Below are 20268 nucleotides of genomic sequence, written 5' to 3' on the forward strand. Positions count from 1 at the left end.
ATCAGGCATCGACCCGTTCCACCGGATGCGTCTCCAGCCACGCGTTCTCGTCATCTTCGAAAAGCCGGGAGCGGGTCAAAAAACGCATGCCGCTCGGGCGCTCCAAAGAAAACATGCCGCCGTTTCCCGGCACCACGTCGATGATCAACTGCGTGTGTTGCCAGTATTCGAACTGCGATTCGCTCATGTAGAACGGCACGCCGCCGATCGTCCCGAGTTTCACATCGGACGAGCCGACCATGAACTCGCTTCGGGGAAACATCATCGGCGCGCTGCCGTCGCAGCATCCGCCGGATTGATGGAACAGCACGTCCCCATGCTGGGTGCGCAACGTGTCGATCAACTCGATCGCGGCAGGCGTCGCCACGACGCGGGCGACTTTCTTTTCATCGGCCATCACATGCCCTCGCTGAAAAAGAGCGAGCCGCGCAACGCGGCCCGCTCGAACAGGATTGTTAGCGCCAGCGGGAAGCTTAGAAGAATCCGAGCGGCTTCTCGCTATAGCTGACGAGCAGGTTCTTGGTCTGCTGATAGTGGTCGAGCATCATCTTGTGATTCTCACGGCCGATGCCCGATTGCTTGTAGCCGCCAAACGCCGCATGCGCCGGATACGCGTGATAGCAGTTGGTCCACACGCGTCCCGCCTGGATTTGCCGGCCGAAGCGGTACGCGCGTGTGCCGTCGCGCGTCCATACGCCGGCGCCCAGACCGTAGAGCGTATCGTTGGCGATCTCGAGCGCTTCTTCTTCGGTCTTGAACGTCGTGACCGAAACCACCGGCCCGAAGATTTCTTCCTGGAAGATCCGCATCTTGTTGTGGCCACGGAACACGGTCGGCTTCACGTAATAGCCTTTGCTCAGTTCGCCGTCGAGCTGGTTGCGTTCTCCGCCGATCAGACATTCGGCGCCTTCCTGCTTGCCGAGATCGACATACGAGAGAATCTTTTCGAGCTGCTCCTGCGAGGCTTGCGCGCCGATCATCGTCTTGCTGTCCAGCGGATGCCCTTGCGCAATCGCGGCGACGCGCTTCAACGCACGCTCCATGAAACGGTCGTAGATCTTCTCGTCGACCAGCACGCGCGACGGACACGTGCACACTTCGCCTTGATTCAGCGCGAACATCGTGAAGCCTTCCAGCGCCTTGTCGAAGTAGCTGTCGTCCGCATTCATCACGTCTGCAAAGAAAATGTTCGGGCTCTTGCCGCCGAGTTCGAGCGTCACCGGAATGATGTTCTGGCTCGCGTACTGCATAATCAGACGGCCGGTCGTGGTCTCGCCGGTAAACGCGATCTTCGCGATGCGCTTGTTCGATGCGAGCGGCTTGCCGGCTTCCAGGCCGAAGCCGTTGACCACGTTGATGACGCCCGGCGGCAGCAGGTCGTGAATCACTTCGAGCAGCACGAGGATCGAAGCGGGTGTTTGCTCGGCTGGCTTCAGTACCACGCAATTGCCGGCGGCGAGCGCGGGCGCGAGTTTCCATACCGCCATCAGAATCGGGAAATTCCACGGGATGATCTGCCCGACCACGCCGAGCGGTTCATGAAAGTGATAAGCGACGGTGTCGTCGTCGATCTCCGAGATCGAACCTTCCTGCGCGCGCACGGCGCCGGCGAAATAGCGGAAGTGGTCGATGGCGAGCGGAATGTCGGCGGCCATGGTTTCGCGCAGCGGCTTGCCGTTGTCGATCGTCTCGGCCACCGCGAGGCGTTGCAGGTTTGCTTCCATCCGGTCGGCGATGCGGTTCAGGATGTTCGCGCGATCGGTGGTCGAGGTTTTGCCCCATGCCGTTTTCGCACAATGCGCGGCGTCGAGTGCAAGTTCGATATCGGCCTCGCGCGAACGGGGGATCGATGTGAAGGGCTCGCCGGTGATCGGCGATATGTTGTCGAAGTACTCCCCACCGACAGGCTTCACCCATTCGCCGCCGATAAAATTCGCATACTGCTTTTTGTACGGGAATTCGGTGGTCAGAAACTGCATCTCCGCGTGATTCATCTGTGTGCTCCTCACATGTTTGAATGGGCTATATCCGGCGAGATATTTCGCTCGACCGTGACAGCGTAGAGCCAGAAGTGTGCCAATGCACCGCGCTGGTGATCTGTGCATACCTGTCAAGCACCGGCGCGTGGCATCATGCGGCGGACTGCTGAGAGCGCGGCGATGCGGCGTCGCGTTTCTGAGCAGTGTGTGCAGCGCTGTTCATGAATTGAACAGCGGCACGCAGACTACCGCTGCGATGTGAGCGAGAAAGACAGCGGTGGCGTTCGGCATGGGACTTGCCTTCTTTTGCGACTCGATATTCCGTTTGCACAGATCCGGTATGACGATGACGATTGATACCCAAGGCGACAGCCTGACCCGTTCGACGCTCACGCCGCAGCCGAGCTTCTGCGTGCAAACCCGCATTGCTCGCGACGCCGACGAACAGGCGCGCAATCTCCATGGCTGGCGCCAGACCTACGATCAGTTGACCGCCGGCTGTTTTACCGGCGGACTGACGGAGTTGTGTGTCGATCACATGCAGGTGTTCGTCGAAACGACCAGCCACACGTTGCGGCAAACCTGCGAGGTGCAGAAGGACGCCTACTGGTTCGGCATTCCGACTTGTCCGGCCGGTTCAGGCCGCATCGACGCGCAGGTGATCGTGGCCGATGCGCTCGCGTGCCGTCCGGGCGGCGTCGAATTCGAATTGCTGACCACGGCGGGCTACGAGATTTTCGGCGTGGTGGTGAAGAGCGATGTACTGCGCCGCTACGCGGCGGAAGTGGAGCGCATCGGCCTCGCCGATCATGTGCCGAACACGCAAGTCGTGCCGATTGGGATGGCGCGCAAGGAGCGGTTGTGCGCGTCGCTGCGCCGCCTGCTCGACGATGGCGCGGCGAGCGGCGCGCCGCTGTCTGCGGTCGCGCGCGACAGTTTGCAGGCGTCGGTGCTGGCTATGTTGTTCGATGTCGGCGCGTTGCCGGCTTCGGAGCCGGTTGCGATCCCGGCGCGCCCGCGCCGTCAGTCGATCGTGTCGGAAGCGCGCGAGTATGTGCTGGCCCATCGCGACCGCGCCGTGAACGTGCCGGAGTTGTGCGAGCGTCTTCATGTGAGCCGGCGCACGCTGCAATACTGCTTTCAGGACGTGCTCGGCATGGCGCCCGCCACGTATCTGCGCGCGATCCGCCTGAACGGCGCGCGGCGCGATCTTTCGAACGCGTCGTGCGACGCGCGTTCGGTGCAGGACGTCGCGGCGGCGTGGGGCTTCTGGCATCTGAGCCAGTTCGCGACCGATTACCGGAAGCTGTTCGGGGTGCGGCCTTCGGAGACGTTAAAGGCGGCGATCGGTGGTTGTCAGTGCATGGACGAGCGCGCATTTGCGCACTAGCGGCACGCGCGCAGCGCGCGCCCTCACTTGCGCAGCAGACGCAACCCGTTCCCCACCACCAGCAAACTTGCGCCGACATCGGCGAATACCGCCATCCACATCGTGCCTGTGCCCATCAAGGTCAGCGCGAGAAACACGCTTTTGATGCCGAGCGCCAATGAGATGTTCTGCACCAGCACCGCGTGCGTCGCCTTCGACAAGCGGATGAACAGCGGGATCTTGCGCAGGTCGTCGTCCATTAGCGCGACATCGGCGGTTTCGATCGCGGTGTCGGCGCCCATCGCGCCCATCGCGAAGCCGATGTCGGCGCGCGCCAGCGCGGGCGCATCGTTGATGCCGTCGCCGACCATGCCGACCGTCGCGCCTTGCGCCGACCAATGCGCGACCGCGTTCAGCTTGTCTTGCGGCAACTGATCGCCGAGCGCTTCGTCGATCCCGACCTGCCGCGCAATCGCCGACGCGGTGTGCCGGTTGTCGCCGCTGAGCATCGCGGTGGCGACGCCGAGGCGCCGCAGTTCGGCGACGGCGGCGCGGCTCGTCTCCTTCACCGTATCGGCGACGGCGAAGAGCGCCAGCACACGCTCGGCGTCCACCAGCATCACGATGGTTTTGCCTTCGCGTTCGAGCGAGTCGAGCCGCGCTTCGAGCGACGCCGAACAGCGGCCAAGCTCTTCGACCAGCCGATGATTGCCGAGCCAATACGGCGAACCGTCGATCACGCCGCGCACGCCGCGTCCCGCGAGCGCCTCGAACGAATCGACTGCGACGTGCGCCAGGCGGTCGCTCTTCGCTGCTGCCGCAATCGCCATCGACACCGGATGGTCGGAGCGTCCCGCGAGACTCGCCGCGAGCATCCGGCAACGTTCGGCGTCGATGCCGACCGCGACGTCAGCGCTGGCGAGCATCTCGAACCCGGTCTGCACGGGTTTGCCGTGCGTGATCGTGCCGGTCTTGTCGAGCGCGAGCCGGCTCAGCTTGCGGCCCTCCTCGAGGTAGGCGCCTCCTTTGATCAGAATGCCTTTGCGCGCGGCGGCCGCGAGCCCGCTGACGATCGTCACCGGCGTCGAGATCACGAGCGCGCAGGGGCACGCGATCACCAGCATCACGAGCGCCTTGTAGACCCATTCGTGCCACGCTGCTCCGAACAGCAGCGGCGGCACGACCGCGACAGCGAGCGCGATGGTGAACACGAGCGGCGTATAGACCCGCGCGAAACGGTCGACGAAACGTTGCGTCGGGGCCTTGCTGGCTTGCGCTTCTTCGACGGCGTGGATGATCCGCGCGAGCGTCGTGTTGGCGGCCGCGGCGGTGACGCGGTAGTCGAACGAGCCTGCGTGATTGATCGTGCCGGCGAACACCGCGTCGCCGATGGTCTTGTCGACCGGCAGGCTTTCGCCGGTGATCGGCGCCTGATCCACGCTCGAGCGGCCCGCGACGATCTCGCCGTCGAGCGCGATCCGCTCGCCCGGCTTCACGCGGACCAGCGCGCCGGGCGGGATCGCGTCGAGGCCGGTGAGACGCCAACCGCCGTCGGGCTGCTGCACGCTCGCCTGTTCCGGCGTGAGTTGCATCAAACCCCGGATCGCATGGCGGGCGCGGTCGAGCGACTTCGCTTCGATCAATTCGGCGATCGTGAAGAGCACCATCACCATCGCGGCTTCGGGCCACTGGCGCAGGATCAGCGCGCCGGTCACGGCGATGCTCATCAGCGCGTTGATGTTCAGGTTGCCGTTGCGAATCGCGAGCCAGCCCTTCCGGTAAGTGGTGACGCCGCAAGAGGCGATCGCGAGGATCGCCAGACCCGCAGCCAGCCAGACCGGCGCGCCGAGCCAACCGGCGGCTTCTGAACCCGCCGCGGCGACGCCGGCGAGTGCGAGCGGCCACCACGGCGTGGTCGACGCGTCACGGATGCCCGCAGGCGCTGCATGCGCGGCGGTGTCCGCGAGTTCAGGCGTGAAGTCGAGAGAACGGAGCGCGGCGAGGATCGAGTCGAGCGCATTCGGCGCGTGCACGACGGTCAGCACGCGCTGCATCAGGTTGAAGTCGATGCTGCGCACCTCCGGCATGCGGTCGAGTTTCTTGCGGATCAGCGCTTCTTCGGTCGGGCAATCCATTTGCATGATGCGGATCGCGGTGCGTGTGCCGGCGCCGACGGCTTCGGATCGCGGCAAGGGGAGCGGCAGGGGGACGGCGGCCGTGCTTGCGCAGCAATCGGCGTGGGCGGGCGGGTGGCCCGGGTGGCCGGCCGCGTCGTGCCGATGGTCGCACTCGTGCCCGAGTACATGTCCATGCGCATGAGCATGTCCTTCATCCCCGTGAGCACAGGCATCCCCCTGTTCACGGTGGTCGGCTACGAGTTGGCTGGCATCACGCATAGTGGCTTCCTGGGTCGATTTGTGGTCTAGTAAACACCTTGAAGCCACTACAAGGTCAAGGCCCGGGGTCGAGACCGCTATCCGGAGGGCGCATGAAGATCGGCGAATTGGCGAAAATCGCCCATTGCACGACCGAAACCATCCGGTTCTACGAGAAAGAAGCGCTATTGCCCGAAGCGGAACGCACCGAGGCCAATTACCGCAGTTACACGGCAAGGCACGTCGAACGGTTGCGCTTCATCCGCAATTGCCGCGCGCTCGACATGACCCACGACGAAATCCGCGCCTTGCTGCGTCTGACGGACGCGCCGGCGGACGGTTGCGGCGGCATCAATGCGCTGATCGACGAGCACATCGCGCACGTCGACACCCGCATCGAAGAGCTGAAGCAGCTGAAAGTGCAACTGACCACGCTGCGCGAGCAATGCCACGGCGAACAGGCCGTCGAAGACTGCGGAATCGTGCACGGTCTGACCGAAATGGACGTGAGCGCGCCGCGTGCGCGCCATACGCATCTGGGTTGAAGCGCCCCGGCCGCGGCAATCCGGTAGCGCGGCGCCAATCCTGCATGGCCGGGCCTTCGTGCGGCCCGCCAATCAATCATCGAATCCAGTTGGAGAATCAACGTGTTTACCTGTAGAAACAAGACCTGCGAAGCGCAGTGGGAAGAGTCGGACGTCGTCATCAAGAACGAAGGGCAGGGGCTGCTGTTCCGCTGCCCGCTGTGTGCCACGCGCAATTACCTCGAACGCTTCGAAGGGGAAGACGGTTCGGTGCTGTACGAGCAGCTCGAAGGCCGTCCCGACCTCGGCCCCGTGGCCGATTGATCTTCCGCCTTCAGTCCATAGCGAGCCCTCACCCCATGAACAGTCCCACCCCCGCCGGCGCGCCGTTTAGCGAGCTGGCGCTGCCACCCGCGACCCTCGCGAACCTGACGCAGCTCGGCTACGTCGAGATGACGCCGATTCAGGCCGCAAGCCTGCCGATCGCGCTCGCCGGCCACGATCTGATCGCCCAGGCGAAGACCGGCAGCGGCAAGACCGCTGCATTCGCTTTGGCGCTGTTGGCGCGCCTCGACACACGCAACTTCGCCGTGCAGTCGATGGTGCTGTGCCCGACGCGCGAACTCGCCGATCAGGTCACGCAGGAAATCCGCCGTCTCGCGCGCGCGGAAGAAAACATCAAGGTGCTCACGTTGTGCGGCGGCACCCCGATGCGTCCGCAAACGGCGAGCCTCGAACACGGCGCACACATCGTGGTCGGCACGCCGGGCCGCATCATGGATCACCTCGAGCGCGGCAGCCTGCCGCTGCAATCGCTCAACACGCTGGTGCTCGACGAAGCCGACCGCATGCTCGACATGGGTTTCTTCGACGATATCGCGACCGTCGTGAAGCAATGCCCCAAAGAGCGGCAAACGCTGCTGTTCTCGGCGACGTACCCCGAGGGCATCGTCAAACTGAGTCAGCAGTTCCTGCGCAATCCGAAGGAAGTGAAGCTTGCCGAACGGCACGACAACACCAAGATCCGTCAGCGTTTCTATGAGGTGACCGAAGACGAGCGGCTGCACGCCGTTGGTCTGCTGCTGAACCACTACCGTCCGGTGAGCACGCTCGCGTTCTGCAATACCAAGCAGCAATGCCGCGATCTGCTCGACGTGCTGCGCGCGCAAGGTTTCCACGCGCTCGCGTTGCATGGCGAACTCGATCAGCGTGAGCGCGATCAGGTGCTGATCCAGTTCGCGAACCGCAGCTGCTCGGTGCTGGTGGCGACCGATGTCGCCGCGCGCGGTCTCGACATCGCGCAACTCGAGGCGGTGATCAACGTCGACGTGACGCCCGACCCGGAAGTGCACGTGCACCGTATCGGCCGCACGGGTCGTGCCGATCAGGATGGCTGGGCGCTGAGTCTCGCGAGCATGAACGAGATGGGCCGTGTCGGCAGTCTCGAACTGGCGCAAAAACGCGATGTCGAATGGCACAAGCTTTCCGAACTCACGGCGGCGAGCAACGAGCCGCTGTTGCCGCCGATGGAAACGCTGCAGATTCTCGGCGGCCGCAAGGAAAAGATCCGTCCCGGCGACGTGCTCGGCGCGCTGACCGGCGAGGCGGGTTTCGCCGGCACGCAGATCGGCAAGATCAACGTGACCGAAATGTCGACTTATGTGGCGGTGGAGCGCAGCGTCGCGCGCGATGCGGTGCGCAAACTCAGCGCCGGCAAGGTGAAGGGTAAGAAGGTCAAGGTCCGTATGATGGACGACGCCTGACAGGCGTGGACGGCTGCGCTCGCAGCCGTCCATGCGCGCATCACATTACGTCATACCTCCGGGTTTTCCGCGTTCTTCGCACCGCCCTGTTTCTTCCCCGCAAGCCCTGATCTGGCCGGCCTCGTCCGAGGCGGCGCGCTTTCGCGCTTGCCATGACGTAAACGCATGCCGCGCATGACAAAGTTTCGATTGTGACGGTTCTTTGGCTGATGCCTAATCACCCCAATGGAAGGATCGCCGCGCTGTCGGCCGTCCGCGAATCCGCAGCCGGATGGAGAAAGGGAGATAGCTTTATGCAGAGCGCCATGCAAGCCCGCTCGAAACTGCCTGACGTAGGCACGACGATTTTTACCGTGATCGGCCAACTGGCCGCCCAGCACGATGCGCTGAACCTGTCGCAAGGCGCGCCGAATTTCGCGCCGGACGCGAAACTGATCGAAGGCGTCGCTCAGGCGATGCGCGCGGGCCACAACCAGTACGCACCGATGGCCGGCATCGCCGCATTGCGCGAAGCCCTCGCAGACAAGGTCGAAACGCTGTACGGCGTACGCTACGACCCGGTCAGCGAAGTCACCGTGATCGCGAGCGCGAGCGAAGGGCTGTACTCGACGATCAGCGCGCTGGTGCATCCCGGCGACGAAGTGATCTACTTCGAGCCTTCGTTCGACAGCTACGGCCCGATCGTCCGGCTGCAAGGCGCAACGCCGGTGGCGATTAAGCTGTCGTTGAGCGATTTCCGTGTGGATTGGGACGAGGTCGCCGCGGCGATCACGCCGAAGACCCGCATGATCATCATCAACACGCCGCACAATCCGACCGCGACCGTGTTCGACGAAGCCGACATCGCGCGGCTCAAAGCCCTCACGCGCAACACCGGCATCGTGATTCTCGCCGACGAGGTCTACGAACACGTCGTGTTCGACGGCGCGAAGCATCAGAGCATGGCGTGTCACGCCGAACTCGCGGAGCGCAGCGTGATCGTCTCGTCGTTCGGCAAGTCGTACCATGTGACCGGCTGGCGCGTCGGCTATTGCCTCGCACCCGCCGCGCTGATGGACGAGATCCGCAAGGTCCATCAGTTCATGGTGTTTTCCGCCGATACGCCGATGCAGTACGCGTTCGTCGATGCGCTGGCCCATCGCGACAGCTATCTCGGCCTGTCCGCGTTCTATCAGAAGAAGCGCGATCTGCTCACGCATGCATTGCGCGAGTCGCGCTTCGAACTGTTGCCGAGCGAAGGCAGCTTCTTCATGCTTGCGCGCTTTCGCGGCTTCTCCGACGAAAGCGACAGCGATTTCGTGCTGCGCCTGATCCGCGATGCGCGCGTCGCGACGATTCCGTTGTCGGCGTTTTATACCGACGGCACGGATTCCGGCCTGATCCGTCTGAGTTTCTCGAAGGACGACGCCACGTTGATCGAAGGCGCGCGGCGCTTGTGCGAGATCTGATCGCGCGCGCGAACGGCGGTCCCGCCGGGGCCGCAATTTTGAACGCAGTATGATCGTCGCGAGTTTGCGCATCAGCGTATTGCAGCGCGGGCGTTTCAACGAAATCGAAGGGAAAAGGGATCTGTTATGAAGTTGCTCAAGCCTCTATTGGCGCTCGCCTGCGCATTCGCGTCGCTGGCGGCGTCGTCTGCCGCGAACGCTGCCGACACCTCGACGCTGCGCTTCGGAGTCGAAGCACAGTATCCGCCGTTCGAATCGAAAGGCCCGAATGGCGAACTGCAGGGGCTCGATATCGACGTCGGCAATGCCGTTTGCGCCGCCGCGCATATGACCTGCAAATGGGTCGAGACCTCGTTCGACGGACTGATTCCCGCCTTGCAGGGCCGCAAGTTCGACGCGATCAACTCGGCGATGAACGCGACCGAACAACGCCGTCAGGCGATTGATTTCACCACGGTCGTGTATCGTGTGCCGACGCAATTGATCGCCCGGCGCGACAGCGGTCTGCTGCCGACGCCCGAGTCGTTGAAGGGCAAGCGGGTCGGCGTATTGCAGGCGTCGATTCAGGAGACCTTCGCGAAAACGCATTGGGAACCGGCGGGCGTAACCGTCGTGCCGTACCAGGATCAGAACCAGGTGTACACGGATATGATGGCGGGCCGTCTCGACGCGACGCTCGTGCTGGCGCCGGCAGGGCAAACGGGTTTTCTGTCGAAGCCTAACGGCAAGGACTACGCGTTCGTCGGCCAGCCGGTGCGTGACGACAAGATTCTCGGCAGCGGCATCGCGTATGGGATTCGCAAGGGCGACACGGCGCTGCGCGACCAGTTGAATGCGGCGATCGCGAAGGTGCAGGCCGACGGGACGGTGAAGACGCTGGCCGCGAAATATCTCGGCAATATCGACGTGAGCGCGAAGTAACTTGTTGCGCGGCGGGTGGGTCCGCCGCGCTGTTGATGTCCCGTGCGACTCTGCTTGTTGACCGTGCGTTTGGCGGCTAGCATACATAGGCTTCGTTCTGGCGAAGTCTACGTGAGCATCAGAGGGGGCGCGGATGAACGGGATAGCGGCAGCGGCAATTCATAACGCGAAGGATGCTTCGGCGCCGAAGTTCTGGCGCAGCGATGCGTTGCCGTTCATCGAAGCGCGTTCCATCGACGACGGCCGCGAAGTCTGTTACGCCAAACATTCGCACGAAACGTTTTCGATCGGTGCGGTGACCGGTGGACGCAGCGTGTACCTGAATCGCCACGCGCGTGAATGGATCGGCGCGGGCGCGGTCGTGATGATGAACCCCGACGACGTGCATGCGTGCAATCCGATCGCCGACGAACGCTGGTCGTATCGGATGCTGCACGTCGACGTCGAATGGCTCACGGCACTGCAACACGAACTGGGCTTCAACGAGAACCACGCGTTTCGCGCGTTCTCGCAAACCATGACGCTGGACCTGGCATTGTTCGATGGCTTGAACCGGCTGTGTGCGATTCTGGTTGATAGCAACACTGAGACGCTGCGCAAGGAAAGCGCGGCCGTCACTTTCTTCTCCGAAGTGCAACGCAAGCTGAATCCGGCGTCCTTGCAGGATCGTGATGCGAGCCGTCAACTCACGCGGGCGGCGGAATTCATCGCGGAAAACTGCACGCGCTCGCTGAAACTCGACGACGTTTGCAAGGCGGCCGGGCTGTCCGCGTCGCATCTGATTCGCGCGTTCAAACAACGCTACGGGATGACCCCGCACGCGTACCTGATCAATCGACGCATTCAATACAGCCGGGCACAACTCAGGCGCGGACGCCTGATCGCGGACGTCGCACTCGATGCCGGTTTCGCCGACCAGGCGCACTTACAGCGGACCTTCAAACGGCTGGTGGCGGCGACGCCGGGGCAGTATCGCAGTTGATGCGGCCGCTGCGGTGATCGGCGCGGCCGGTCCGGCGTGTCGGGTCAATCATCATTCCATCAGCAGATACAGCGCGCTCGCGGCGAGCAGCGTTGCCATCACGCGGTTGAATCGCCTCATTCGCTTCGGCTCCTGCAGGTACTTGCGCAGGAACGTGCCCGCGTACGCCCAACTCGCAATTGACACGTAGCAGATCACGAAGTACAGCGCAGTGAATTGCCAGACGAGCTTGCCGTCGCCGTCGGCCGCGTACGCGCCCATACCGGCCAGCGACGCCAGCCAGGCTTTCGGGTTGAGCCATTGCAGCGCCGCGCCATGGGCGAAGGATGGCCGGCGGGCCGGTTTGCCGGCGCCGAGTTGACCGTCGTCGACGGCGAGCTTGTAGGCCATGTAGAGCAGGAAGCCGATGCCGGCCCATTTGACGATGTCGATCAGATCAGGAAAGTGGGCGAGCAGTTCGTGGAGACCCAGGCCGATCAGTAAAAGCAGCACGGTGAAACCGACCGTCGCGCCGCTCACGTGACGCATGCTTGCGATGAACCCGTGTTGGGCGCCGGCGCTGAGCGCGACCACGTTCACCGGGCCGGGGGAAATGGAACTGGCGAGCGCGAAGGCGGCCATGGAAAGTAAGACGGTCATCTGATGCCTCGATACGTGAGTGCGCAGGAATTGCGACGCTCAACGGTAGCGGGCGAGCCGGTGGGGTGTATTGAAGGAAATTGCTTTGGGAGCGGTTTCCTGGGTGACGACGACGGAAAAGCAAAAAGCCCGGTCGCGAGGATCGGGCTTTTTGCTTTGAGTTTTTGGGGAGGCGAGAGTGATTGGAACTGTCGCGCTGAAAACATTCCAGTGAATTCTGGAAGAAGCGCTCGCGGGTCACAGGCGCTTTCCTCGACGGATTTACGTGCGATTCTTTTACCAACGATGGCGCAGACCGATGACAGCCGAGACTTGTGTTTTGGTCGTCGACGGCGAAAGCGTGTAGATCTGGGCGAATTGCGCATCACCTGCGGCTTTCTGGTAAATGCCAACAAGAAACACGTCCGTTCGTTTGCTCAGGAAATACACCGCGCCGGTGTTGAACTGATGCCATTTCGGACTTGAGTCCTGAGGATGGTATTGTCCCGTGGTAAAGATGTATGCGGCACCGAGCATCAGGTCCGGAAGCACGTAGTCGGTCAATGAAACTTCAAAGTTCTGCAGCGTCAGTCTGGATTGGTCGAGATATTCGAAGCGCGCATTCGTATAGAGCATGGACAGGTTTGCATTTCCAAATGCGTAGGCGCCGCCTGTGCCGAACATTCTCTGCTTGCTCACACCTGCATTGGTCGCGGGATTAGTGATGAAGGGTGAGGTGAAGCCGTAGTCGCCAACCACGGCGCCGTTGGGATTGGCCGGATCATTGGGCATTTTGACCTGAAGGTAGGCGGCTCCCAGCGAGAGCGGTCCCCGATGATATTGAGCGGCTGCGCTGATGGCGGTGTTGTCTGAGAAAGCTCCAGCCTTGTTCGAAAAGCCATAGAGTCCTTGGAACTGCAATCCACCGTAATCGATGCTTTTGTACTGCACCGCATTGTTAATGCGGAAAGTATCGAAGACGTTATCGCTGTCGCCGATGTGCGCACCATATGCGGCAAACTGGCAGGCAGACGAAAAAATGCAAAGCGTGACGGCCTCGTCATACTGGCGGCCGACCGTGACCGTGCCCAGACTGTTCGATGACAAGCCAACGAAGGCTTGCCGCCCGAACAGCCGTCCGCCTTGCGACAGGGCGCCATTGGCGACGCTGTAGCCGCCTTCCAGCGTGAAGAGCGTCTTGACTCCCCCGCCAAGGTCTTCGACCCCCCTCATGCCCCAGCGCGGCGTCTGCATCGGTCCGCTCGCGAACTGCCAGGTCGAATGCCCTTGTTTGTCGGCTCCCTTCTGATTGTTCGCATACACGATTCCGCTTGAGATCAAACCGTAGAGCGTTACGCTGCTTTGGGCGAATGCGGTCTGACAAGCGAGAGCGGTTGCCGTAATTACGATAGCGCGTCGAATCATGATTTCCTTGAGTGCAGGCCCGATTGTTTTGGAGTTCGGCTCGATTAATTAGGAAAACGAATTTCTGAAGCTGTCTAGCCGGCCTTGAACATGCCGGCGTGGTGAATCTGACACCCGATTGTGTGGAGGAGGCCGTCTCGTGGCCGCCTCACTAGCGACCGATTCTTGCGGAACAAAAATCGCGTCGGCTAGCACCGAATTTGACTAGCAGTGAGCTAATTTTCAGATCGGGTCATCGAGCAATGCGCGCGTCATGTGCGCAGTCCTGCGTGTTGCACAAAAATGGTGCATCGCAGGGGGTGAGCTAATTTCGGCATCACTCGTCTTCAAAATTGATGCTTGCGGGGACACTTTCGGCTACTGAGAATGCACTTAGCCGGCAGCACCTCGGAAAGCAACAGACCGGTTCCCTTGAATCCATGAAGGACCATCGGAGGAGTGAGAGATGTCAGTAATCGAGAATGCAGGGCGCAGGCGTGTGCTGCGGATGACGCTCGCAATGGGCGGCATGGCGGCGACAGGTGCACTGCTTTCGGTGCGCGCATTAGCAGGCGAAAAAGCGACTGTCAATATGCAGCTGGGGTGGGTTCCGGGCGGCAATCAGGTCGGTGAGATCGTCGCGAAGCGACTCGGCTTTTACGAACAGGAAGGAATCGATTTTCACATCCAGCCGGGCGGCCCGAATATCGATGGCGTCGCAATCGTCGCCTCGGGGCGCTTCGAGGCGGGCGAGATCTCATCGAGCCCATCGATCATGCTGGCCGTCTCAGAGGGGCTGCCGATCAAATGCATCGCCGCCGGGCTGCAGCAGCACCCTTACACATTCTTTTCACTGAAGAAAAACCCGATTCGCACGCCGCACGACATGATAGGCAAGCGCATTGGCATCCAGGCGACGGGAATGGTATTGCTCAAGGCGTTGCTGGCCAAGAACAAAATTCCTGAAAGTCAGGTCAACATCGTGCCGATCGGCGCCGACATGATGCCGCTTCTGAGCGGGCAGGTGGATGCGGTGACCGGCTGGCAAACCAACACCACGGCGCTCAAGCCGCTTGGCGCGGATCGCGTTGATCTGCGGTTGTGGGACACCGGCGTACGCCTCTATGCGTTGCCGTACTACACGACAACGGCAGCGCTGAAGGAGCATCCGGACACGGTCAACCGCTTCTTGCGCGCAACGGCGCGTGGCTGGATCTACGCAAATACCCATCGCGATCAGGCCGTCGACCTGCTCATCAAGGAATACCCGAATCTGAATCATGCGGATGAGCGTGTCGCGATCGATTCCCTGATGAGCTACGCCTTCAACCCGACGACGCAGACCCACGGCTGGGGCGCGATGGATCCGGCGGTCTGGGAAGAACAGATCTCGACCTACGGACAGCTCGGCCAGTTCAGGGCGCATCAACCCAAGGTGGAGGACGTCATGACGATGGACGTGCTCAACGCTACCCGTTCCTCAAGACTATTGGTGTAAACCCATGCATGCTGCCACGTTTAATCCGCCGCGCGCGGAGCGGGAAAACTCGCCCGTAGATGTTCTGCAGGCCGGCGCCTCGTCAATTAGCTGCCGCAATATCAATGTGCGCTTCTTCACCGACCGTCGTAGCGTCACCGCGATCGAAGGTTTGAGCCTGGACGTTGCGGCAGGTGAATTCCTCACGCTTCTGGGACCTTCCGGCTGTGGGAAGTCGACTTTCCTGCGTGTCGTTGCCGATCTGGTCAAGCCGAGCCGGGGCGAGATCAGTGTGCTCGGCGCCGCACCCAATGTCGCACGTGCGCGGCGCGATATTGGCTTCGTGTTTCAGGATGCGGCGCTCCTGCCGTGGAGAACGGCTCTGCAGAACGTGCAGTTGCCGCTGGAAGTGGCGGGCGGGAAGAATCGGGCTGGTCGCGCCACGCCACGTGAACTGCTCGAACTCGTCGGACTCAAGGGGCGTGAGGACGCGTACCCGCATGAGATGTCGGGCGGCATGCGCCAGCGGGTCGCCATCGCCCGTGCTCTGGTCAGCGACCCGAAAGTACTGTTGATGGATGAGCCGTTCGGCGCACTCGATGAAATTACGCGCGATCGCCTCAATGAAGAACTGCGCCGCGTCTGGAAAGAGATGGGACTCACAACGCTGTTCGTCACGCACAGCATCTACGAAGCGGCATTCCTCGGTCAACGTGTCCTGATGCTGGCTGCTAACCCCGGCCGGGTGAAGGAAATCGTGCCCGTCAGTCTGCCTGAAGACCGCACGCTCGATATCCGCGAGACCCGCGAATTCGTCGAACTCGCCGCCTATCTACGACGTGTATTGGAGACCTGCTAATGGCTACGTCTGAGATCCACCTGAATATGTCTTCCCCGACTGCCGACGACGAAGCGCAGGCTTGGGCCGCCCGCCGACGTCGGCAAGTTTGGCGCGCGCGTATGTTGCCGGCGCTGGGTATCGCGGGCCTTCTCTTCGCCTGGTGGGCTGTGGTTGCAGGCTTTCACGTCAAGCCATTCATTGCACCAACGCCCATGCTCGTGCTGGAGACGTTCGTCAGCAAGAGTGATGTGCTGATACAGAATTTGCTGCCGACCGCAATCGAGGCATCGCTGGGCTTTCTGCTAGGGAATCTCGCAGCGATCCTGCTGGCAACCGTCTTTGTACACAACAAGACGCTGCAGGACATCTTCTATCCGGTTGCTGTGATGATCAACTCGATTCCTGTCGTCGCCAAGGCACCGATTCTCGTGCTGATCATGGGCAACGGGCTCGAACCGAAGATCACCATCGCTGCGATTGTCTGCTTCTTCCCGACGTTGGTGAACATGGTTCGCGGACTCAATGCAGTCAATCCGCAGGCAATGGAGTTGATGCAGATTCTCTCGGCCAGCAAGCGCGAGATCTTCTTCAAGCTCCGGGTCTTCTCGTCGCTGCCGTATCTCTTCTCCGCGCTGCGCATCGCTGCGTCGATGTCGGTGATCGGTGCAGTGGTGGGCGAGTGGATCGGGGCGACGCAGGGTATAGGCGCGATGATTATTCAGGCGACCTATAACTTCGATTCCGCGCTGCTGTACACGGCCATCATCATGAGCGCCATCTTGTCAGGTGCGTTTTTCCTGATCATCGCAGTAGTCGAGCGTTGCCTCGTCAAATGGCAACCCGAAAGCGCGCATTGAGCCTGAGCGATATAGCCAATTCTGAAAGGAGACGAAATGAACATGATCAGCGAATGGATTCAGGAACCCGCGCGCGATGTGCGCGTGGTCGCGAAGGCTAACGTCGTGGTAGTCGGAGGTGGTCCCGCAGGCCTGTCGGCAGCGATCGGCGCGGCGCGAAACGGTGCGGAAGTCATTCTTCTCGAGCGTTACAACCATCTTGGCGGGCTAGCATCGGGCGGCATGGTGCTCGTACTCGATGACATGTGGGACAACCACCTTCAAGAAATCTCCGTGCGCGGCACCTGCATGACGTTCATCGAGCGGATGGCGGCGCGCAACCTTGCGATGTTTCCGCGTTCGCACGAATGGGGCGAAGATCCTGCGGCCTATCGTCAGTGGGGTCGTTGGGGCACCTTTGATTTTCACAGCCAGAAGACGCCGCATCCAGTGTGCTTCGCGGCAGCGTTCGATCCGGACGCGATGAAGCGCGTCGCGCTGGAAATGGTGGAAGAGCTTGGTATCAAGCTTCGGCTGCACTCGTGGTTTTCGCAGACCCTCGTCGAGGACGGTCAGGTGAAGGGCGTGATCTGCGATACAAAAAGCGGACGGGAAGCGATTCTTGCCGACGTCGTGATCGACGCGACCGGCGACCTGGATGTTGCCGCCTCGGCGGGTGTTCCGCATGTCGGGGGCACCTACATCACGACAACAGTATTTCGTCTCGGCGGTGTCGACACGGACGAGGCAGAACGCTTTGAGGCCGAAGAGCCGGAGACGTTCGCACTGCTCGACCGTCAGATCAAGCGCATCCTCGGCGGTTCGTGGGGCTACTGGTGGCTCAAGACGCCTTTGCCGGGCGTCGTATGGTGCAACTGCCCGCATATGGCGGGTCTCGACGGCCTCAACCCGGAGGATCTGACGCGAGCAGAGGTGCAGGGCCGCAAACACATCCATGCCGTGGTCGACTTCGTGCGGGAAAAGCTGCCGGGCTTCAAGAACTGCTATGTGATCGATGTCGCACCGCAAACCGGCGTGCGCCAGACTCGCCTCCTCGAAGGCGAATATGTCATGAGCAAGGATGATCTCGCGCAGCGCACGCGCTTCGACGACAGCATCGCTCGCGGACGCGACTATTACATGCCATACCGCGTGTTGCTGCCGAAGCAGATCGACAATCTGCTCGTCGCGGGCCGTCACTATTCGGCGACGTCGCAGGCACAAAAGATGTCGCGCGAGATTCCCCCGTGCATGGCGATGGGTGAGGCCGCTGGCGTTGCCGCAGCGCTTGCGCTCAACGCGAATGTGTCGGTTCGTAATGTCGACGTGCGCGCCCTGCAGAAGACCTTGCGCACCCAAGGCGCGGACCCCGGCGACCAGACGGGGCGCAACGCCGACGTTCCGCCGCTTGCCATTCACGTCGATGCGAGGGCTGCAGCATGAATAACGGTTACAACGCAGTCACGCAGGATTTGCCGCTTCAAGGCGTGCGCATCATCGACTTGACGCAGGTCATGATGGGGCCCGTCTGCACGCAGATGCTGGCCGATTACGGTGCGGACGTCATCAAGGTCGAGCGCATCGGAGGGGGCGATTTGAGCCGCTCCACATTCGAGCCCGTGGCCGGTGCCGACAACCCGATCTTCTGCAGTCTCAACCGCAACAAGCGCAGCCTCGAACTCGATTTGCGCGACGCTGAACAGATGGCGGCACTGAAGAAGCTGATCGCCGACGCCGACGTTGTCGTCAGCAACTTTCGCGCAGGCGTGATGGATCGGATGGGCATCGGTTATGAAGCATGTCGGAGCCTGAACCCGCGGATTATTTTTGCGGTGGGGACTGGGTTCGGCGAAACGGGGCCGTACGCGCACAAGGGTGGTCAAGATGTGCTCGCGCAGGCGATGAGCGGTGTGATGGCGCGCCGGGCGGATGAGTCGCTGCCGGTCTCGGTGTACCCGACCGCGCTGGCTGACTATTCCGCGGGCATGCACATGGTGCAGGGCATCCTTCTCGCATTGCTGCATCGCGAGCGGACCGGGGAAGGACAGAAGGTCAACGTATCGCTGTACAACTCGATGCTCTCGATGCAGATGCAGGAAGCGGCGATGATCATGATGGCCGACTCCGAAGTGAATTGGGCGGCAATGCCGCTCTCGGGTGTATTCGATACCCAGGACGGTGCCCTTGTCCTCGTCGGCGCATTCAAGCCGAACCCGCTTCGCGATATCTGTGCGGCGTTGCAAATCGGCGACCTGTCCGGTGATCCACGTTTTTGCAATCTGAACGAGCAGTTCCGCCACAAGGACGAGCTGCAAACGATTTTCCGTGAGCACTTAGCATCCAACACCCGAGACTTCTGGCTCGAGCGGCTGGAAGAGCAGGACCTCCTTTGCGCCCCGGTGCGCGACCTGCGCGAAGCCCTTGTCGACCCGCAGACACTGCACAACCGTCTGATCATCGAAGGAGACGGTGAAGGGCAGCCCGTGCGCTTCATCGGCAGTCCCATCGAACTGTCGCGGGCGCCTGTTGGACTGCGCCGCGCTCCCCCGAGGCTCGGGCAGCACACCGAGGAGATTCTCAATCAGTTGCGCGGGACGATCGCGCCGGAGGTCGTATGAGCGTAAGACTGACGATCGATCAGCATGTGGCCACTGTGACGCTGGCTCGGCCGGAAGCGCTCAATGCCGTAGATCTCGAGACCGAGAGCGAACTTCAGCGCGTCTGGAACGAACTCGAGCGGAACCGGGACATACGCGTCGTCGTGCTGACTGGGGAGGGGGAGCGTGCGTTCTGCGTGGGGGCCGATCTCAAGAACCCATCGATGAGCGGGCTCGAATACTGGGCCGCGCCCCGGCCGGGCGGATTTGGCGGCATCGCGCTGCGCGAAACGCTGAACGTGCCCGTGATTGCCCGTGTGAACGGCTATGCGCTCGGCGGCGGGTTCGAAATGGTACTCGGATGCGATCTCGTGGTCGCTTGCGAAGAGGCCAGTTTTGGCTTGCCCGAGGCGCTTGTCGGGCGCATGCCTCTCGATGGGGGCATGACGCTCCTGCAACGTCAGATCCCTTACCGGCAGGCGATGGCGATGCTGTTGACAGGACGCCGCGTGGCGGCGCGCGAAGCGCTCGACATGGGGCTGGTCAATGAAGTCGTGCCGCGCGTGGAACTCGACGCGGCCGTCGAACGTTGGGTCGAAGCGTTGCTCGCCTGTGCTCCGCTGTCACTCCAGGCCATCAAGCAGGTGGTGCGGAGGACGTCGACGCTTTCAGCGGCGGAGGCTCAGGCTTTGCGGTTGCCTGCACTGGTGTCGGCGTTGCAATCCGAAGATGCGCATGAAGGTGTGCGCGCTTTCCAGGAGAAGCGCAAACCTCGCTGGAGCGGACGCTAATGGCTTACGTCATCACGTCACCCTGTATCGACGTCAAGGACGGCGCCTGCGTGCAATGCTGTCCCGTCGACTGTATCTACGAAGGCGAGCGCACCCTGTACATTCATCCCGATGAATGCATCAGTTGCGGGGTGTGCGTGTCGGTGTGCCCGACGGAGGCGATTTTCCATGAGGACGAGGTTCCGCAGGCAGAGGTTCGATTCACCTGCGTCAACCGGGAGTTCTTCGATGGCCCTGTCAGTGCGCTGGGTTCACCTGGTGGCGCGTGCGATGTAGGCAAGGTACCGTGCGACCATCCCGTGGTCGCCGGGTGGCCGGCGCGCGCTGCGAATTGAGGCAACAC

The 20268-nt window shown here is 62.0% G+C and carries 19 protein-coding genes; 14 read left to right on the forward strand and 5 right to left on the reverse strand.

The genetic code is table 11. The features are described from left to right. Position 1: 1 nt before the first annotated feature. Both FVF58_RS11885 and adh read right to left on the reverse strand, forming a co-directional pair. Positions 2–397 carry a DUF779 domain-containing protein gene (locus FVF58_RS11885; RefSeq protein ID WP_149670096.1) on the reverse strand — a complete coding sequence of 132 codons (396 nt, stop codon included), beginning with the start codon at positions 395–397 and terminating at the stop codon, positions 2–4. A gap of 76 nt (positions 398–473) precedes the next feature. After that, positions 474–1994 (reverse strand): aldehyde dehydrogenase, encoded by a 1521-nt coding sequence (adh, locus tag FVF58_RS11890; protein ID WP_149670097.1) that lies wholly within the window; start codon positions 1992–1994, stop codon positions 474–476. Between the two features lie 331 nt (positions 1995–2325). On the opposite strand from adh, the gene FVF58_RS11895 reads away from it, so the two are divergent. Continuing rightward, on the forward strand, positions 2326–3369 hold the full coding sequence (locus FVF58_RS11895) for a helix-turn-helix domain-containing protein (protein ID WP_149670170.1): 1044 nt from the start codon (positions 2326–2328) through the stop codon (positions 3367–3369). A gap of 23 nt (positions 3370–3392) precedes the next feature. Here FVF58_RS11895 and FVF58_RS11900 read toward each other — a convergent pair whose 3' ends face one another. Then, on the reverse strand, positions 3393–5744 hold the full coding sequence (locus FVF58_RS11900; protein ID WP_149670098.1) for a heavy metal translocating P-type ATPase: 2352 nt from the start codon (positions 5742–5744) through the stop codon (positions 3393–3395). A 92-nt stretch (positions 5745–5836) separates the two neighbouring features. Here FVF58_RS11900 and cadR point away from each other — a divergent pair, with 92 nt between their 5' ends. The 6 genes from cadR (at position 5837) to FVF58_RS11930 (ending at position 11361) form a co-directional block, all read left to right on the forward strand. Then, positions 5837–6268 (forward strand): Cd(II)/Pb(II)-responsive transcriptional regulator, encoded by a 432-nt coding sequence (gene cadR, locus FVF58_RS11905; protein WP_149670099.1) that lies wholly within the window; start codon positions 5837–5839, stop codon positions 6266–6268. Positions 6269–6370: 102 nt separating this feature from the next. Beyond that, entirely contained in the window at positions 6371–6571 is a 201-nt protein-coding gene (locus FVF58_RS11910; RefSeq protein WP_149670100.1) for a hypothetical protein, read from the forward strand. A 35-nt stretch (positions 6572–6606) separates the two neighbouring features. Then, positions 6607–8010, forward strand: coding sequence for an ATP-dependent RNA helicase DbpA (gene dbpA, locus FVF58_RS11915; RefSeq protein ID WP_149670101.1), 1404 nt, complete (start codon positions 6607–6609; stop codon positions 8008–8010). A 293-nt stretch (positions 8011–8303) separates the two neighbouring features. Continuing rightward, on the forward strand, positions 8304–9458 hold the full coding sequence (locus FVF58_RS11920; RefSeq protein WP_149670102.1) for a pyridoxal phosphate-dependent aminotransferase: 1155 nt from the start codon (positions 8304–8306) through the stop codon (positions 9456–9458). Positions 9459–9584: 126 nt separating this feature from the next. Beyond that, a complete protein-coding gene (locus FVF58_RS11925; protein ID WP_149670103.1) occupies positions 9585–10379 on the forward strand; it encodes an ABC transporter substrate-binding protein in 795 nt (264 codons plus the stop codon). A gap of 133 nt (positions 10380–10512) precedes the next feature. Beyond that, entirely contained in the window at positions 10513–11361 is an 849-nt protein-coding gene (locus FVF58_RS11930; protein ID WP_149670104.1) for a helix-turn-helix transcriptional regulator, read from the forward strand. Between the two features lie 51 nt (positions 11362–11412). On the opposite strand, the gene FVF58_RS11935 is transcribed toward FVF58_RS11930, so the two are convergent. Together FVF58_RS11935 and FVF58_RS11940 are read right to left on the reverse strand one after the other, a co-directional pair. Further along, positions 11413–12000: a LysE family translocator gene (locus tag FVF58_RS11935; protein WP_149670105.1), complete on the reverse strand. Its 588-nt coding sequence runs from the start codon at positions 11998–12000 to the stop codon at positions 11413–11415. A 276-nt stretch (positions 12001–12276) separates the two neighbouring features. Next, a complete protein-coding gene (locus FVF58_RS11940) occupies positions 12277–13404 on the reverse strand; it encodes a porin (protein WP_149670106.1) in 1128 nt (375 codons plus the stop codon). 445 nt (positions 13405–13849) lie between these two features. Here FVF58_RS11940 and FVF58_RS11945 point away from each other — a divergent pair, with 445 nt between their 5' ends. The 7 genes from FVF58_RS11945 to fdxA are packed head-to-tail and all read left to right on the forward strand — an operon-like array spanning position 13850 to position 20260. After that, entirely contained in the window at positions 13850–14881 is a 1032-nt protein-coding gene (locus FVF58_RS11945; protein ID WP_149670107.1) for an ABC transporter substrate-binding protein, read from the forward strand. A gap of 4 nt (positions 14882–14885) precedes the next feature. Next, a complete protein-coding gene (locus FVF58_RS11950) occupies positions 14886–15719 on the forward strand; it encodes an ABC transporter ATP-binding protein (RefSeq protein WP_149670108.1) in 834 nt (277 codons plus the stop codon). Further along, positions 15719–16558: an ABC transporter permease gene (locus tag FVF58_RS11955; RefSeq protein ID WP_149670109.1), complete on the forward strand. Its 840-nt coding sequence runs from the start codon at positions 15719–15721 to the stop codon at positions 16556–16558. The genes FVF58_RS11950 and FVF58_RS11955 overlap by 1 nt, the downstream gene beginning before the upstream one ends. 36 nt (positions 16559–16594) lie before the next feature. Further along, positions 16595–17980, forward strand: coding sequence for an FAD-dependent oxidoreductase (locus FVF58_RS11960; RefSeq protein WP_149670110.1), 1386 nt, complete (start codon positions 16595–16597; stop codon positions 17978–17980). Beyond that, complete coding sequence (locus FVF58_RS11965; RefSeq protein ID WP_149670111.1) at positions 17977–19155, forward strand: CaiB/BaiF CoA transferase family protein; 1179 nt, start codon at positions 17977–17979, stop codon at positions 19153–19155. The genes FVF58_RS11960 and FVF58_RS11965 overlap by 4 nt, the downstream gene beginning before the upstream one ends. Beyond that, on the forward strand, positions 19152–19925 hold the full coding sequence (locus FVF58_RS11970; protein ID WP_149670112.1) for an enoyl-CoA hydratase-related protein: 774 nt from the start codon (positions 19152–19154) through the stop codon (positions 19923–19925). The genes FVF58_RS11965 and FVF58_RS11970 overlap by 4 nt, the downstream gene beginning before the upstream one ends. Further along, entirely contained in the window at positions 19925–20260 is a 336-nt protein-coding gene (gene fdxA, locus FVF58_RS11975) for a ferredoxin (RefSeq protein WP_149670113.1), read from the forward strand. Before FVF58_RS11970 ends, fdxA begins: the two co-directional genes overlap by 1 nt. Positions 20261–20268 lie beyond the last annotated feature (8 nt).

Source organism: Paraburkholderia panacisoli, from assembly GCF_008369935.1.
GTDB lineage: Bacteria > Pseudomonadota > Gammaproteobacteria > Burkholderiales > Burkholderiaceae > Paraburkholderia > Paraburkholderia panacisoli.